The organism is Synechococcus sp. MU1651, from assembly GCF_023630635.1.
Classification (GTDB): Bacteria; Cyanobacteriota; Cyanobacteriia; order PCC-6307; family Cyanobiaceae; genus Parasynechococcus.
The window spans coordinates 23737-38366 of sequence record NZ_JAKUHJ010000006.1; the positions used below are offsets into that span (position 1 = coordinate 23737).

The 14630-nt window shown below is 60.9% G+C and carries 23 protein-coding genes; 7 read left to right on the forward strand and 16 right to left on the reverse strand.

Translation table 11 applies throughout. The features are described 5' to 3' along the window. Positions 1 to 41: 41 nt before the first annotated feature. Positions 42 to 311 (forward strand): YciI family protein, encoded by a 270-nt coding sequence (locus NCN05_RS06780; RefSeq protein ID WP_250397508.1) that lies wholly within the window; start codon positions 42 to 44, stop codon positions 309 to 311. On the opposite strand, the gene NCN05_RS06785 is transcribed toward NCN05_RS06780, so the two are convergent. Together NCN05_RS06785 and NCN05_RS06790 are read right to left on the reverse strand one after the other, a co-directional pair. After that, positions 287 to 643 (reverse strand): c-type cytochrome, encoded by a 357-nt coding sequence (locus NCN05_RS06785; RefSeq protein WP_250397509.1) that lies wholly within the window; start codon positions 641 to 643, stop codon positions 287 to 289. The genes NCN05_RS06780 and NCN05_RS06785 overlap by 25 nt on opposite strands. Before the next feature lie 19 nt (positions 644 to 662). Further along, positions 663 to 896, reverse strand: coding sequence for a DUF3136 domain-containing protein (locus NCN05_RS06790; RefSeq protein WP_114988622.1), 234 nt, complete (start codon positions 894 to 896; stop codon positions 663 to 665). Positions 897 to 986: 90 nt separating this feature from the next. On the opposite strand from NCN05_RS06790, the gene NCN05_RS06795 reads away from it, so the two are divergent. Further along, the gene (locus NCN05_RS06795) at positions 987 to 1508 is read left to right on the forward strand and encodes a Nif11 domain/cupin domain-containing protein (RefSeq protein WP_250397510.1); all 522 of its coding nucleotides are present in this window, start codon (positions 987 to 989) and stop codon (positions 1506 to 1508) included. Between the two features lie 483 nt (positions 1509 to 1991). Here NCN05_RS06795 and NCN05_RS06800 read toward each other — a convergent pair whose 3' ends face one another. The 5 genes from NCN05_RS06800 to NCN05_RS06820 form a co-directional block, all read right to left on the reverse strand. After that, complete coding sequence (locus NCN05_RS06800) at positions 1992 to 2486, reverse strand: phosphate-starvation-inducible PsiE family protein (RefSeq protein ID WP_250397511.1); 495 nt, start codon at positions 2484 to 2486, stop codon at positions 1992 to 1994. A 5-nt stretch (positions 2487 to 2491) separates the two neighbouring features. Continuing rightward, a complete protein-coding gene (locus tag NCN05_RS06805; protein WP_250397512.1) occupies positions 2492 to 2734 on the reverse strand; it encodes a hypothetical protein in 243 nt (80 codons plus the stop codon). 40 nt (positions 2735 to 2774) lie between these two features. Further along, entirely contained in the window at positions 2775 to 3095 is a 321-nt protein-coding gene (locus NCN05_RS06810; protein WP_250397513.1) for a hypothetical protein, read from the reverse strand. Between the two features lie 38 nt (positions 3096 to 3133). Further along, positions 3134 to 3499 carry a YkvA family protein gene (locus NCN05_RS06815; protein WP_250397514.1) on the reverse strand — a complete coding sequence of 122 codons (366 nt, stop codon included), beginning with the start codon at positions 3497 to 3499 and terminating at the stop codon, positions 3134 to 3136. Between the two features lie 68 nt (positions 3500 to 3567). Next, on the reverse strand, positions 3568 to 4494 hold the full coding sequence (locus NCN05_RS06820) for a sigma-70 family RNA polymerase sigma factor (RefSeq protein WP_250397515.1): 927 nt from the start codon (positions 4492 to 4494) through the stop codon (positions 3568 to 3570). Between the two features lie 180 nt (positions 4495 to 4674). Here NCN05_RS06820 and NCN05_RS06825 point away from each other — a divergent pair, with 180 nt between their 5' ends. Genes NCN05_RS06825 through NCN05_RS06835 form a run of 3 tightly spaced genes read left to right on the forward strand, consistent with a single transcriptional unit; the run spans position 4675 to position 6534 of the window. Next, on the forward strand, positions 4675 to 5166 hold the full coding sequence (locus tag NCN05_RS06825; RefSeq protein ID WP_011363983.1) for a DUF2214 family protein: 492 nt from the start codon (positions 4675 to 4677) through the stop codon (positions 5164 to 5166). Next, positions 5166 to 5831 (forward strand): zinc metalloprotease, encoded by a 666-nt coding sequence (locus tag NCN05_RS06830; protein ID WP_250397516.1) that lies wholly within the window; start codon positions 5166 to 5168, stop codon positions 5829 to 5831. The genes NCN05_RS06825 and NCN05_RS06830 overlap by 1 nt, the downstream gene beginning before the upstream one ends. Positions 5832 to 5877: 46 nt before the next feature. After that, positions 5878 to 6534 carry a L,D-transpeptidase gene (locus tag NCN05_RS06835; protein WP_250397517.1) on the forward strand — a complete coding sequence of 219 codons (657 nt, stop codon included), beginning with the start codon at positions 5878 to 5880 and terminating at the stop codon, positions 6532 to 6534. Here the strand turns inward: NCN05_RS06835 and hisIE are convergent. Then, positions 6531 to 7199, reverse strand: a complete 669-nt coding sequence (gene hisIE, locus NCN05_RS06840; RefSeq protein ID WP_250397518.1) for a bifunctional phosphoribosyl-AMP cyclohydrolase/phosphoribosyl-ATP diphosphatase HisIE — start codon at positions 7197 to 7199, stop codon at positions 6531 to 6533. The genes NCN05_RS06835 and hisIE overlap by 4 nt on opposite strands. Positions 7200 to 7266: 67 nt before the next feature. On the opposite strand from hisIE, the gene NCN05_RS06845 reads away from it, so the two are divergent. Next, entirely contained in the window at positions 7267 to 7743 is a 477-nt protein-coding gene (locus NCN05_RS06845) for a 6-carboxytetrahydropterin synthase (RefSeq protein WP_250397519.1), read from the forward strand. Here the strand turns inward: NCN05_RS06845 and clpB are convergent. Further along, complete coding sequence (gene clpB / locus NCN05_RS06850; protein WP_250397520.1) at positions 7729 to 10317, reverse strand: ATP-dependent chaperone ClpB; 2589 nt, start codon at positions 10315 to 10317, stop codon at positions 7729 to 7731. The genes NCN05_RS06845 and clpB overlap by 15 nt on opposite strands. A gap of 143 nt (positions 10318 to 10460) precedes the next feature. Between clpB and NCN05_RS06855 the strand changes: the two genes are divergently transcribed. Further along, positions 10461 to 10670, forward strand: a complete 210-nt coding sequence (locus NCN05_RS06855) for a DUF8662 family protein (protein ID WP_186515053.1) — start codon at positions 10461 to 10463, stop codon at positions 10668 to 10670. Here the strand turns inward: NCN05_RS06855 and NCN05_RS06860 are convergent, their stop codons facing one another. The 7 genes from NCN05_RS06860 to hemE form a co-directional block, all read right to left on the reverse strand. Continuing rightward, complete coding sequence (locus NCN05_RS06860; RefSeq protein WP_250397521.1) at positions 10671 to 10964, reverse strand: hypothetical protein; 294 nt, start codon at positions 10962 to 10964, stop codon at positions 10671 to 10673. 4 nt (positions 10965 to 10968) lie between these two features. Further along, positions 10969 to 11364, reverse strand: coding sequence for a hypothetical protein (locus NCN05_RS06865; RefSeq protein WP_250397522.1), 396 nt, complete (start codon positions 11362 to 11364; stop codon positions 10969 to 10971). Continuing rightward, entirely contained in the window at positions 11364 to 11651 is a 288-nt protein-coding gene (locus NCN05_RS06870; protein WP_250397523.1) for a Nif11-like leader peptide family natural product precursor, read from the reverse strand. The genes NCN05_RS06865 and NCN05_RS06870 overlap by 1 nt, the downstream gene beginning before the upstream one ends. After that, complete coding sequence (locus tag NCN05_RS06875; protein ID WP_250397524.1) at positions 11648 to 12025, reverse strand: c-type cytochrome; 378 nt, start codon at positions 12023 to 12025, stop codon at positions 11648 to 11650. Before NCN05_RS06875 ends, NCN05_RS06870 begins: the two co-directional genes overlap by 4 nt. Positions 12026 to 12158: 133 nt before the next feature. After that, entirely contained in the window at positions 12159 to 12518 is a 360-nt protein-coding gene (petE, locus tag NCN05_RS06880) for a plastocyanin (protein WP_038555756.1), read from the reverse strand. A gap of 7 nt (positions 12519 to 12525) precedes the next feature. Next, complete coding sequence (locus NCN05_RS06885) at positions 12526 to 13545, reverse strand: NAD-dependent epimerase/dehydratase family protein (protein ID WP_250397525.1); 1020 nt, start codon at positions 13543 to 13545, stop codon at positions 12526 to 12528. Then, on the reverse strand, positions 13542 to 14600 hold the full coding sequence (gene hemE / locus NCN05_RS06890) for a uroporphyrinogen decarboxylase (protein WP_250397526.1): 1059 nt from the start codon (positions 14598 to 14600) through the stop codon (positions 13542 to 13544). The genes NCN05_RS06885 and hemE overlap by 4 nt, the downstream gene beginning before the upstream one ends. Positions 14601 to 14630: the final 30 nt, after the last annotated feature.

Sequence of the window (14630 nt, forward strand, 5' to 3'; positions counted from 1 at the left end):
CATTTTCCACTGAAAAGTTCGCTGTTATTTCATCCTTCGCTATGGCACGTTTCGTTTTGTGGGGCACTTACTGCGCGGATGCTCTTGAGAAGCGTGCTCCCTATCGGGATGAGCACCTTGCTCGTCTCCAAAGTCTGAAAGAGCAGGGAACGCTGGTCACGCTCGGACCCACCGAGGGAAGCACCCATGTTTTCGGGATCTTCGAGGCCGACAGCATCGACGTCGTCCGCAGGCTGGTTGAGGCCGACATCTATTGGAAGCAGGGGATCTGGACGGCGCTCGAGGTTTATCCCTGGGTCCAGGCGTTCTGAGCCTGCATGAGCACCCATTCAGCCACGAGCTGATCTTCATCGCTCCCGAGAACATCGGCGTAACCACTCATCTGGCCTCGCCCTTCCCGGGCGATGGCTGCGATGGCGTTCACAGTTGCGATCTGCTCACGCTCGAGGGTCTTCAGCTTCAGGTTTTTCCCCCGGCGAATGATGTTGCCACCGTTGATGTGGCATCCCGCGCAGTGCTGTTTGAACAACAGGGCGCCGGGGCTGACGTCAGACCCGGCAGCCAGCGAAGCGCCGGCTGAACCAAGGCTCAGCAGCAGAACAAGAAACGCACCAATGCAGCAGCGCAGGAGGTGGCTCAGCACAGGGATGATGTGGCTTGGATCAGTCTGCTTGAGCAGGCGATGCCTCCTTCTGGAACCGCTGGATCAGTTCATCGGGAGAGCGGTAATCCTTCGGAAGCGAGGTGTGCAATCGGTTGAGGTAGTCCCAGCAGACCGTCCGGCGAATGGCGTTGAGGTCGCGTCCATCGGCCACAAGGCGACGCAGGGCCTGGCAGTAGGTCGAGAATCCAGCCTCCAGATCTCCGATGGTGAGTGCCTTGGTTGCGGACGGCATGAAACAGAAGGTCAGGATCTTCTGACTTTTGCGTCGATCCCCTGATCGGTCTGTTGTCAGGATCACTGTTAGAGCTGTGCGGTGGTCTCCGTGGCGGAACAGGATCTGATCCGTTTCCTCAACAAGATCTCCCAACTTCAGGCCCTTGCGGAGCGTGTGCGGAACGACTCCAGCAGCCGCGAACAGCTGGCGGCTTGTGCGGACCACAACCAGGTTGTTCAGTTGGCCCGATCCTGGGGGTTCGACATCGGTCGTCGCTGGGGTGAGCGTGACCATCGGCCGGGGGGAGAGGCCAACCTGTTGGCGACCCCGTGCCCTTCAACGGGTGAGGAATCAACCCAGGTGGTGGCGTCTGCCGAAACATGGAGACTGCTGTTGATCGCCTCCAACGGCTTCAGCTCCCCCCGTGACGAATGGATGGATCAGTCCGATCACGAGTGGGTGCTTGTGTTGCGCGGGAGTGCCTGTGTTGCGCTGCAGAACCCCGATCGGATTGTGGATCTCAGTCCAGGGGATCATTTACTGCTTTCGCCCCATCAACGCCACCGGGTGGAGCGCACTGATCCCGATCCAGGAACCCTGTGGCTCGCCTTGCACTGGGATGCTGCTTAAGCCCGGCGAGGCACGCCACCTCCACGATGGGTCGTGCAGCCCCCAAAAGGCAATGAGCACGACAGCTGATTGCCGTCGGTCGCATCGCTGACGAGAGTGAGTGCATCGAGATCGGAGGAGCCCATGACGGCCGACACTCCACCTGAGCAAGCCCCAGAAGCAGACTGACTTTCTGGCCCCTGCTCCAACAGTTTCCACCCATTCGTAAGCGATTCGTCTGGCGCGACAACGAAGAGCGTCAAGCCAGTCGACTCCCCTCTGCATCGTTCGTAGGTGCCCCGCAGGAGAGCCGCTTCACACCTGGACCCGATGGCCCCAGGGTGCCTTGAGCCAGACGCTTCGACCTTCCTGTCTCAGTTCCATTGCTGGAGGAGTTTTTCCAAGGCATCAGACACTGAAGTTGAGGTCGATTGCCATGCGCAAACGAGCGAGTTAGGCCGTCTTTCCTTCGGGAAGGGCGGCCTTCCTTTTGTTCGTTAAAGCTCAGTCCTGGAAATCAAGCTTGTTGGCTGATCCTCCGCGGCCCAGTCGTTTGCCGGAGGGAGTGGCGTTCGCACGCTTCACCAACCAGTAAGCCGCTGAAAGTGAGACGACTGCGATCCCGAGGCCCACCAGCAGCTGGGGTTTGTTTTCAGCACCGGAGGGCAGCACGATCACCTTTCGAGCCACAGCCGTCAGCGCGGTGACCAGAACCAGTTCGATCTGCACCACGTGGCGCCTCAGGTAACTGGTGATGTTTTGCAGCACCTCCAGCGCGATCAACACGGTGAGCAGATCGCCAAGGATTTTGATCAGGTCATCGCCCAACCATGTCGCTGCTGACCCAGTCAGCAATTTGGAGCCCAAGGAAACAATCAGCTGAATGATGGCGGCGCTGATCACCACGGCCGTGATCAGGGTGAGCAGTCGGGCGACCTCGCGCTCACCTGCATCAACGAAACCGAGAAAACTTCTCTTGGAACGCGTGGGTTCACTCACGGGCTTCAGTCGTTGAAGGGGTTGTAATAGGGGCGAGCCTTGGTGTCGCTGGCTGGGTTGACCACCCTGGTGTCGCAGGTGACGGAGCCGTCCTCTGCCTTGATGCAATCCGCTTCAATCTTGCTGTCTTTGCCCGTGGCGCTACCCGGTCCCCGCAGCCACCCCTCGGTTTGCGCATGGGCCGAGGCGGCGCCAAACACCGACATCATCAACAGAACGGAGGCGCTGAGGAGGTGATTTCGCGTCATCGGTGCGATGTCTGAGCCACCACTTTGCCCGTGTCGGCCGTTAATCGGTGCAGTCGTCTCGAATTTCCTGCAGAAGCAGATCAAGTTGCCCGAACGGATCGTCGTCGGCCGTTGCCACACCGGCAGGTTCGCTGGAAGGCTGGCCATGCCATTCGGCTTCAACGCTGCAGAGCCGATCAGCCAGTCCAGCCAGTCCACGCATGTTGTGTTCGCGCTCCAGCACCTCAAGCAGGGCGGGCATTCGGGTCGACACAGCGCGCAGGTTTCGACGCAGGTCGGCCTGGGTGCGCCCTTGCTGCTTCAACCAGTCCTTCAGCAGCAGAGTGAGGTCCGCTTCAAATTCAGGGGTCCAGCTAGACATTGATCAGCGATTTAGTTCAACGGTTTCAGTTCAGCGATTCAGTGCGCCAGGGGAAACCAGCGATCCAGTTTGCGGCGAGCTCGCATCCGGATGGCTGGAGTGACGTGATTGCTCCACAGACCCACCATGGCCGTAAGCGCCACCAGATCATCACTGAAACCGGCCACCGGCAGCAGGTCTGGAATCAGGTCGGCCGGCATCAGTAAATAACTCAGAGCGGCGAGCATCGTCAGCCGCGCGGCTGAGGGGGTCTCGGGGTCAAGCATCAACTCCAGGGCTTCCAGGGCTGGGGCTGCAAGACCTCTGCCGGCCCGCTGCAGCAGGCGCCGCAGCAGGTTTTCGTCGATCACTTCCCGTTCAGGCACGTCGGCTTCAACGGTGGTTCGCGCAGCCTGGTCAGTCATGCGGAGGGAACCGGTTGGGACCACTCTCCCCAGTTCCTCCGCAAGACGCCAGCGGGGCGGGCCGATCTTCAGGGTATGGATTCCACGAGTCCGCTTTGAATGCCTGTCTTGCGCAGTTTGCGCAGGGCCCGCTGCACCACCTGACGGCAATACTCCCGTGAACAGTTCATGTGGCGAGCCACCTCGGCAAGGGTGCGCCATTCGTTGGTGCCATCCAGCCCAAAGCGCAGGGTCACAACGGTGTGTTCTTTCGGGGTGAGATTGGCTTTGGCCAGCAAAGACCACACCGACGCGGTGCGTTCAGCGATCTCGGCCCGTTCCAGCGGCGGTAGCTCCTCGCTTGGCAGCACATCCACCAGCTCGGAGGGATCCGATTTCGATTTCACAACCCCCTGCAGGCTCACGGTGACGCTGCGCAGTTCACAGGCCAGCAGATCTTCCACCTCAGCGATGGGGATCTCCATGAACTCCGCCAGCTGCTCTCCGCTGGGGCTGAGGCCATTGCGCTGCATCAAGCGTGCCTTGGCAGCCCGTAATTTGGTGAGCTTTTCGTTCACATTCACGGGAATGCGAATCGTGCGGCTTTGGGTGGAGAGCGCTCGATTCAGCCCCTGCCGAATCCACCAGTAGGCATACGTGGAGAAACGATGGCCGCGGGTGGGGTCGTATTTCTCAACGGCACGGGAGAGGCCAAGGGTGCCCTCCTGAATCAGATCGAGAAGGTCCAGCCCCTTGCCCTGATAACGCTTGGCCAGATTGACGACAAGACGAAGGTTGGACGTGATCATCTGATTCTTGGCCCTTTCGCCACGGCGAATCACGCCTTTTTCTTCATCGCTGTACTCACAAGCTGGGCCACTCCCGCCAGCCAGATGACAGCGTTCTGTGATGGCGACCATCGCCTGAACCTTCCTCCCCATCATGAGTTCCTGCTCTGGAGTGAGCAGTTGATGGCGACCAATTTCGCCGAGAAAAGCACTCAGAGAACTAGTCATCATGACGATACGGCTGAATTGAACCTAGAACCAAAGTGTTTTTTTCTGGCGCTCATAATAAAGACTACCGAATTAATACTTTGTGCGCTATTTCACTCTTTCTTCCTGTTACTGAAGTGAATCTTTCATTGTTAATTCAATTGGGTGGCTAAGGTCGCCGCACCTTCCGTCGCCACGACCATGCCCCTGGCCGTCGCCCTCACGTCCGACATCGCCAAAAACGCTGGCGTTGCCTACGTTCACTACCTCAGCTTCATGCTCTGTTTCGGCGCCCTGGTGCTGGAGCGGAAGCTGATCAAAGCGGATCCGAATCGCCAGGAAGCCACGGCGATGGTGATCACCGACATCGTTTATGGCATCGCTGCCCTGGCACTTCTGGTCAGTGGAATCCTGCGGGTGATCCACTTCGGCCAAGGGGCTGAGTTCTACACCCAGAACCCTTTGTTCTGGTGGAAGGTTGGTCTGTATCTCTCCGTGGGAGGCCTTTCGCTGTACCCCACGATCACCTACATCCTCTGGGCGATTCCCCTGCGCAAGGGTGAGCTGCCGAAGGTGAGCGAAGCCCTGGCCAAGCGTCTGGCCTGGATCATCAACATTGAACTGGTCGGCTTCGCCAGCATTCCGTTGATGGCGACCCTGATGGCCCGCGGTGTGGGTCTTCCCGCCGCCTGATGCAGCCCGAGCTCTGTCCTCCACAACAGCAGGTTCGAATCCTGCAGGTGGCTTTGGAACGCCAGCCTCCAGGCCAAAGGCCGGGCTATGCCTCCTCCATCGCCACCACCTCCCTGGGCCTTCCGGTGTTGAAGCACTGGTGCGTGTGGGTTCAGCCCGCCGCCGCCACTCCGGCCAACCGCTGGGACCAACGCTGGCTTGATCAAGTGTTATCGGCGCTGACCACCTGGCGTGCACTGGTTCCGCTCACGCTGGTGGACAATCCGGACCAGGCGAACGTGTTGATTCATCGGCAGCGTCCGGCCCGCCGGCAGGTGGCTGGGGTGTGGCGCGCCAGCAACGGACGCACACAACTTCAGGTCGTGGACGTGCAGCGCCAGGGCCGTCGAAGGCTTGAACCCCTGGTGAAGGTGATGGTGTCACCAGGGCTGCGAGCGGAAGCACTGCAGGCCACCGCTCTGCATGAATTGGGTCACGCTTTTGGCCTCTGGGGCCACAGTTCGGTTCCCACTGATGTTCTGGCGATCAGCCAGGGCGAGCGTCCGGTGTTGGTGCCATCGCAGCGGGATCGCCTCACGCTGGCGTGGGTCATGCAGCAGACCACCCGTTTCGGTTCAACGCTTCGGAAGCCCATTGAACCGGCCGAATCTGAATCACTTGAGTGACGTCACCATGCGGGCGCGGCATGCTGCCGGCAGTCGTGGTTGATCGATGCACCTGGTCAGTTCTCTGGCGCTGGCTGGTCTGCTGCTGAGTCTGGTGGGTTGTCGTTCCAACAACAGCTTGCCCCAGCAGAACCCACAGGTTCGAGCACCGATTCGGATTCAGCTGGACGGCAGCAATCCAGCAGCCAGTGAAGGTGTGTTGGATCGTGTTGAGGGGCCGTTGCGTTTCACCGTTGGCCATGGTCGCCATGGCATTGCCTGTGAAGGCACCACCTTTGAAGAGGGCATCACTCCGCTTGGAACCTTTCAGGTCAACGCCATCCTCAGCAACGACCGCTTCGAGATGGATCCCGCACTGGTGGAGCAATCCGGCAAATCAGAAGAGGAGCTGCGCGAGAGCCTCTTCACCAACATGAACTCCATTGACTTCAAAGGTGATGGGGAAACCGGGGAATACGGCGTCGGCTACATCAGCCTGGCTCCTGTGCCCGCAACCGATCAGCCCTTCCGTTTCAACACCTACGACGGCGTCTTCCGCTGGTACAGCTTCGCCATTCACGGCACCAATGACGAGTCCCGGATCGGCAAGGCGGTGACTGGCGGTTGCATCAACGCCGGAAAGCTCACCATGGGGGTGTTGTTGGACACCGTGGAGCTTGGCGATGAAGTTGTGATCAGCAGCGACAGCCCCTGTCTGCCTTAGTGCCGGCGCGGGGCACCACGACGTGCGGCCAGCACTTCCTGCACCTGCCGCCAGCTCACGCCGTGATGGGCCAGGGCCACCTGCATGTGGAAGATGATATCCGCCGCTTCGCCGGCGATCTCGGCGGCATTGTCGTCTTTGCAGGCCATCACGAATTCAGCACTCTCCTCGCCGATTTTCTTGAGGATGCTGTTGTCTCCCCCCGCCAGCAGCTTGTTGGTGTAGCTGCCCTCTTCCGGTTTCTCGCGTCGCCCTTCGATCACCCGGAACAGTTCGGTGCAGGCATCCGTTGGCGGCGCTAGAGCCTCGGCGCCACCTGTGGTTCGTGCATCGCTGTTTTCGTAGAAACAGCTGCGGGAACCCGTGTGGCAGGCCACATCCCCAGCCTGCTCCACGGTCACCAGCAGCACGTCGGCATCGCAGTCGTAGCGGATCTCCCGCATCGTCTGAACGTGACCGCTGGTGGCCCCCTTGTGCCAAAGCTCCTGGCGTGAGCGGCTCCAGTAATGCACTTCACCGCTGCACAGGGTGGCTTCGATGGCCTCCCGGTTCATCCAGGCCACCATCAGCACCGCCCCGTCCAGCCAGTCCTGGGCCACAGCTGGAATCAGCCCCGCTTCGTTAAAACGGAGTTGGTCAATGAAGGCGGGGCTGAGGGGCTGCATCAGGCCTCGGACATTCGGGCAACGCCTGAATCTTCCCGCAGCGTGCTCCATTCCGCGTATCCACCCCTTGCTCGTTTCTCCGACCCCCTACAGCTGCAGCAAAGCCTTCAGCGGCTATCCCTGCTGTCACCGGCAGTGGCGCCACCAGGGCCATTGCCGCTTCGTGCATGGCTACAGCCGCAGTTTCAACCTCTGGTTCGCCGCAACGGAGCTGGATGACTGCGGGTTTGTTGTTGATTTCTCCAGCCTTCGCCCCTTCGAAGAACGCCTGAGGCAGCAGTTCGACCACACCTTTCTGGTCAATGCAGACGATCCACTGCTGGCGGAATGGCAGCGGTTGCATGACCTCCAGGCCATTGATCTCCGCGTGATGGAGAACGTGGGCATGGAGGCAACGGCGGCCTTGATCTGGACCTGGGCCAATGAGCTGCTGCGGGAGCGGGACGGCGGTCGCACCTGTTGCTTTGGCGTGGAGGCGCGGGAGAACAGCCGCAATGCCGCCACCTACAGCGCTGTTCCCGCCTGGTTTTCAGCGCAGGGCTAACGCGTCCGCTTCCAGCTCCACGCTGATCGCCTGCCCTTCGCTGTAACGACCCGCCAGGATCGCTTTGGCAATGGGTGTCTCCAGTTCCCGCTGCACAGCGCGTTTCAGCGGTCGTGCCCCGTAGACGGGGTCATATCCGGCATTGGCGAGCCAGTCGGCGGCCCCATCGCTCAGGCTGAGCTCCAGCTTGCGCTCAGCCAGCCGCTGGCGCAGACGTTCCACCTGAAGGGTGACGATCTGGCGCAGTTCCTCCCGCCTGAGGCTGTGGAAGATGATCTGATCGTCGAGGCGATTGAGGAATTCCGGTCGGAAATGGGCCCGGAGAGCGTCATTCACCCGGCTTTCCATCGCTCCATGCTGCTCGGGATCGCCGGCCAGCTCCAGGATCGACTGGCTGCCGATGTTGCTCGTGAGAATCAGCACAGTGTTGGTGAAGTCCACGGTGCGGCCCTGCCCATCGGTGACACGGCCGTCATCGAGGATCTGCAGCATCACGTTGAACACATCCGGGTGGGCTTTCTCCACCTCGTCGAACAGGATCACGGCGTAGGGGCGACGACGCACCGCTTCGGTGAGCTGGCCACCTGCCTCATAGCCCACGTAGCCGGGAGGTGCCCCGATCAAACGGCTCACGGTGTGCTTCTCCATGTACTCCGACATGTCGATGCGAACCATGGCGTCTTCGCTGTCGAAAAGCCGGTTGGCGAGGGCTTTGGAGAGTTCCGTCTTGCCCACACCCGTGGGGCCGAGGAAAAGGAAGCTGGCGATGGGGCGGTTCGGATCGCTCAGCCCCGCCCTGGACCGTTGAATCGCATCGGCGACGGCGGTGACGGCCTGGTGCTGGCCGATCACCCGCTGATGCAGATCATCTTCGAGTTGCAGCAGCTTCTCCATTTCGCTCTGCACCAGCCGCGCCACAGGGATTCCTGTCCACTTGGCGATCACCTCGGCGATGTCGTCTTCACTCACCTCCTCCCGCAGCAAGCCTTTCTCGCCAGGCTCCTCTGAGGCGATCTGGGCTTCCTGTTCGAGCAACTGCTTCTGCAGCGAGGCAAGGGTGCCGTATTCCAGTTCCGCTGCTTTGTTCAGGTCGTAGCTGCGTTTGGCCTGTTCCACCTGCAGCTGCACCCGTTCGATCTCTTCCTTGAGCGACGACAGCTCATCGATCGCTCCTTTCTCCTGCTGCCACTGGGCATTCAGGGAACTTTGCTGTTCGCCCAGTTCCGCCAGTTCCCGTTCAATCCGTTGCAAGCGTTCCTGGCTGGCGCTGTCGGATTCACGGCCGAGGGAGAGCTTCTCCATCTCCAGCTGCAGGATCTTGCGATCGATTTCATCGATCTCCTCCGGTTTGGAGGTGATCTCCATCTTGAGGCGGGCGGCCGACTCATCCACCAGATCGATGGCCTTGTCCGGCAGGAAGCGGTCGGCGATGTAGCGGCTGCTCAATACAGCGGCAGCCACCAGGGCACTGTCGGCAATGCGCACACCGTGATGCACCTCATAGCGCTCCTTCAGACCACGCAGGATGGAAATGGTGTCTTCCACCGTGGGTTGATCCACCAGCACCTGCTGGAAGCGACGCTCCAAGGCGGGGTCCTTCTCGATGTGCTGGCGGTGCTCGTCGAGGGTGGTGGCGCCAATGCAGCGCAGTTCCCCCCGGGCCAGCATCGGCTTGAGCAGATTGCTGGCATCCATGGCTCCACCGGTGGCGCCAGCTCCCACCACCGTGTGGATTTCATCGATGAACAGCACGATCTGGCCTTCCGAGGCGGTGACCTCCTTGAGCACAGCTTTGAGCCGTTCCTCGAACTCACCGCGGTATTTCGCACCGGCGATCAGGGCTCCCATGTCGAGGGCGATGAGCTGACGGTTCTGCAAGGCCTGGGGCACATCGCCATTCACGATGCGCTGCGCCAATCCCTCAACAATGGCGGTCTTGCCGACCCCGGGTTCGCCGATCAGCACGGGGTTGTTTTTGGTGCGCCGGCTGAGGATCTGGATGGTGCGCCGGATCTCCTCGTCGCGACCGATCACCGGGTCCAGCTTTCCGTCACGGGCGGCGGCCGTCAGGTCCCGTCCGTACTTCTCAAGCGATTCATAGGTCCCTTCCGGGTTTTGATCGGTCACCGTCTGGTTGCCTCGCACGGCTGTAATGGCTTCTTTGAGTTTGCTGGTGTCAACGCCCGCTTGGCTGAGCAATTGCCTGCCGCAGCGTTCATCGTCGGTCAGGGCCAGCAACAGATGTTCGATGGCGATGTAGCTGTCACTGAAACCATCGCGGGCTGTTTCGGCGCGATCCAGGCAGCTGTTGAGGGAGCGTCCCAGAAACACCGATTCCGGTGGAGAGCCAAGACTGGGCCGCTGCCTGAGATGGCTGTCGACGGCCGCCTGGAAATTGCCGACGTCGACCCCTGCTTTGCTGAGAATGCGTCCAGCCAGACCGTTCTGCTGCAACAGCGCAAGCAGCAGATGCTCCGTTTCAAGTTGCTGATGCCTGGCGCTCTGCGCCAGTTGCTGGGCGGCGACGATGGCGGCCCAGGCTTGTTCGGTGAACTGTTCCGCCGTGGGTTGCATCTCGGATGCGTTTCAACTGGGTTCACCGTATGGGGCTTGTTCCGTTTTCAGTGGGGGCAAACCGAAGCCTTTGGATCGGTCCCCACGCCAGGGAGCGGCAAACCGGGGTGTCTTTTTAGAGTTTGCCGAACCCTTGGATGCCAATGCCTGATCAGCCGCTGGTGGACTCCCTCGTGCAGCAGGGTCTGGCGCTCGCAGCAACGGCTGGTGGTGAGCTGGAACGCAGCTGTTGGATGGTGGTGCATGAGCACCACCACGGTGTGAAACCCACGGAGTACGACATCCGAGAAATCGACGAGGATCTCTATCTGGCTGTGTTGCAGGCGGCCAAGCAGGCTCAGTCCGCCGTTTGATCAGCCGTTGAGCAGCTCCCGTAGAAGCGCGCGGTGAGCGTTTTCGGCTTCGATGCTCTCCCGCATCTCTTTTGGGAGGCGGGCTTCAAGGATGTCCTGTTTTTTCATCTCCGTGGCATAGCGGCTGCTGAACGCGCTGAAGCGATCGAGATACGACCTTGCGACCTCTGGGGTGAAGGCAATCACCTCCAGGGCGTGTTTGAAGTGGAGGTAGGACACGGTCCATTCCACCAGCTCGTTAAAACTCTGCAGGCCAAGTGGGTTCTCAGGAAGCGTCATAGCTGCATCGCCCATGGCTTCAACCAAAACCCTTGGCCTTGGCCTTGGCCGTTAGGTCCTTCAACCGGCCGTTGAGCAGAACATCGCGTTCACGGTCTGCTCCCACATGGGGTGCGATCTCCACCCCAGCGCTCCGCATGGCCTGCAGCGCTGCTGCTTCCTCAGCTGAGCCCGTGTCACTGCCGAGGTAGAGCTCCACGGCCGCAGCCCCTGGGGCATCCGCAGCGAAGTACACCGTTCCCGGACCTCGCCGCTCGATGGTTTGCTGCCGCTGCCGGCGGCGCTGCTGCACGCTCGCCCAGAGCCGGCCTTGATTGGCGGTCATGAAGGCGTTCAGGTCGGCGGCGTCGGTGTCTTCCGCCAGGGCCATGCTGGTGCCGTCGATGAAATCACTGAGCAGGGTGACAACGGCCATCAGGTCTTTGGTGGTTGCGTGGTTATTGATTGGGAGGCTGTTGATTGCGAGGGATTTGATTGGAAGGGTGGTGATTGAAACGAGCGCTGGATCCGGCTGGTTTCGAACCAACTGGTGATGGCTGATTCGCGGGCGTCGTCGCAGAGATCCCGCTGGATCACATTGAAGCCGTGGCGGCGTGCCAGGGCCAGCAGTTGATCGTCATCACGGCATTGGGCCGCATCACGCCGCAAGCCCTGGTGGTGCTCCACAGCCCGCAAAAAATCGCGAAGAGCTTCACGACTCATCGCCTGGACCAGCCCAATTCGGCCCGTTGTTCCACGTAGGTGGCCACCGCCATGATCTCCTCTTCACTCAGTTTGTCGGCATAGCTGGGCATGGCATTCAGCCCATCCTCGATCTCATGCTCCAGGGCCTCCAGCGGGGAGCTGGAGTAGGCCTCCACATGGTCGTTCAAGTCGCTGATCTTCAGTGTTCTGTTGGCGCGGATCACATTGCCGCCCCCCATGTGACAAGCCGCACAGTTGCTGTTGAAAATCTGCTCACCTCGCTCCAAGGCGGAGCTTTCGATCGTGTCGATCGCTATCGCCGGAGCAGACAGCAGGCCTGTTGCGCCAACGATCAACAGCAATGTCAGCATCAGGCCTGATAGGCGTGCCATCGCAACCCCCCTCAATGCCCCAAGCTATCCATCGTTGCCGGCAAAAAAAAGAACCCCGGACTGTGGTTGATACACAGCCCGGGGCTTTCAGTTCAGTTTGAGATGTTCAGAGATTTCCTCAGAAATCCAGATATCACTCAACGATCACCTTGCCGACCATGCCAGCACCGCGGTGGGGCTCGCAGTAGAAGTCGTAGGTGCCAGCGGTGGCGAAGGTTTCCTCCCAGGATTCGCCGGGGTTGAAGGCGAGATCAGAGTGGCTGTACTCGTCGTGGCCTTCGAAAACAGCGTTGTGAGGAGCCAGTTTGTTGTTGACGAACTTGACGGTGTCGCCGGCCTTGATGTTCACGGTGGCGGGCTCGAAAGCGAGCATGCCGCCGTCGGTGCCGAGCTTCACTTCAACAGTGGCAGCTTGAGCGCTGCCGACGTTGAGGCCGATCAGCATCAGGAAGGCGCAGCAGGCAGCTGCAATGGTGCGGATGACGGAGCGCATGAAAGTGCTAGTTCGATGCATTGACCTTACGCGCGGGTCTGGGGGTTCCGCGATTGGGCAGGCCGGAATCGCTAAGAACTGTTGCCAAGTCAGGGGCATGGCTGCCGCCGCCGAAACGTTCCGGCTGTGTCACCGGGTCATGAATGAAGTGGCGCTGGCGAATGCTGAACCGGTCCCAGGCATTCACTTCGATCGGCAGAATGCGGATCAGGGTCTCAATCAGCCATGGCCAGAGCGGAATGCCGGGCGTTCGGGCCACACCGCGCCAGCGGCAGAGGGTTTTCACGGTGTCGTTCACCGAGATGGCCGGTTGTCCCATCACCACCCGGCGCAGGGCGCCTTGCCCGGGTTCTCGGTTCGGTTCATGGGGGCGTGTGGCCAAGAGGCCACAGATGCGGGCGATGTCTTCCGCATGGATGAAGTGGAAGCTCGCATCCACCCGAAGCCAGCGGGCCAGCCAGAGCCAACGGCTGACTTCAGTCAAACCTTCGGTGAGGTAGCTGGTGGGGAAGGGGCTGGTGCCGTCGACCCGTCCACCGAACACCAAGGTGGGAAACACCGCCACGACTTTGCTGGCCAGGGGGTGCTGCTCCAGATCCCTGAGGCAGCGAGCCTTGGTTTGGATGTATTCCGTGCCGTAGGCCAGAGCTTCCGGCAGGGGGCGCAGGTGCCGATCGAGCACGCTGGCCGTGGAGAAGTAAATGATCTGCTCCAGCTTGCTGGGATCCAGAAGCGCCAGCATCCGTTTCACCGCCACCACATTCACCTTTTCGGCCCGCTCGGGGTCTCCCCAGGCCGTGGCGGTGTGAATCACCCGGTTCACCGAGGCCAGTTCTTGGGCAAAACGGTCGGTGTCCCGCAGGTCCCCCACCAAGAGGCGGATGCGGGGATGGTCTGAAGGAACAGCGGTGAGTTTGCCTGGGTCCCTCAGCCAGAGCAGCAGCTCGGCATCCGAGTGGTCCAGAAGCCAGCGGGAGATGTACTGACCGACGCATCCGCTGGCGCCGGTCACCAGGATGCGGGTCAAACGACAGCCCCGAGACGGTCGATCACGCTCTTGCCGGCCCGGAAGAAGGCTTCACCATTCTCTTCCGGTGTACCCGGCAGGATTCCATGGCCGAGGTTGAGGATGTGCTTCCGGCCGCGGGCCTTGCGCACGCAGTCATCGATGCGGGCCTCAATCGCCTCCGGGGTGCCGAACAGCAGGCCGGGATCCACGTTGCCCTGAACACCAACGTGCTCCGGCAGACGCGCCAGGGCTTCCGCCATGTCCACGGTCCAATCCAGCGAAACGATGTCAACACCGGTGTTGGCCATTCGCTCGATCACGCCGGCGCTGCCAGAGATGTAGAGGATGAAGGGGGTGTCGGGGTGCGTCTGCTTGACCAGATCCACCACCTTCTTCTGATAAGGCGCAGCGAAGGTGTCGTAGTCCGCTGGGCTCAGCTGGCCCGCCCAGGAATCAAACATCTGCACCACCTGGGCGCCGGAATCAATCTGGTAGCGCAGGTAATTGGCGATCGACTCGGCGAAGTGGTCGAGCAGCTTGTGCAGGATCTCGGGTTCGCGGAAGGCCATGGCCTTGATCACCGCGTAGTTCTTGCTGCTCTTGCCCTCCACCACGTACGCGGCCAGGGTCCAGGGGGCACCAACGAAGCCGAGAACAGCTGCTTCGTTGCCAACGCTCTGGCGCAGACGACCCAGTACTTCACCCACAAAGGGCATCGACTCGGCGGGGTTCAGGGGGCGCAGGGCATCCACCTGGGCCATGCTCCGGATTGGATCGCCGATCTGGGGGCCTTTGCTCTCGATGATGTCGAAATCGATTCCCATCCCCGGCAGGGGCGTGAGGATGTCGGAGAACAGGATCACGCCGTCGGGCTTGAAGGCGTGAAACGGCTGCATGGAGATCTCATAAGAGAGATCAGGGTTTTCGGAACGCTCACGGAAGCTGGGGTACTTGTCCCGCAGGTCCCGGTAGATCTTCATGTAGCGACCGGCCTGGCGCATCATCCACACCGGAGGACGCTCCACCGATTCACCGCGCGCAGCACGCAGGAGCAGGGGTAAAGAGTCGCTCATCAAGCCCGGTCAGGTCAGCCGGAAACCTAC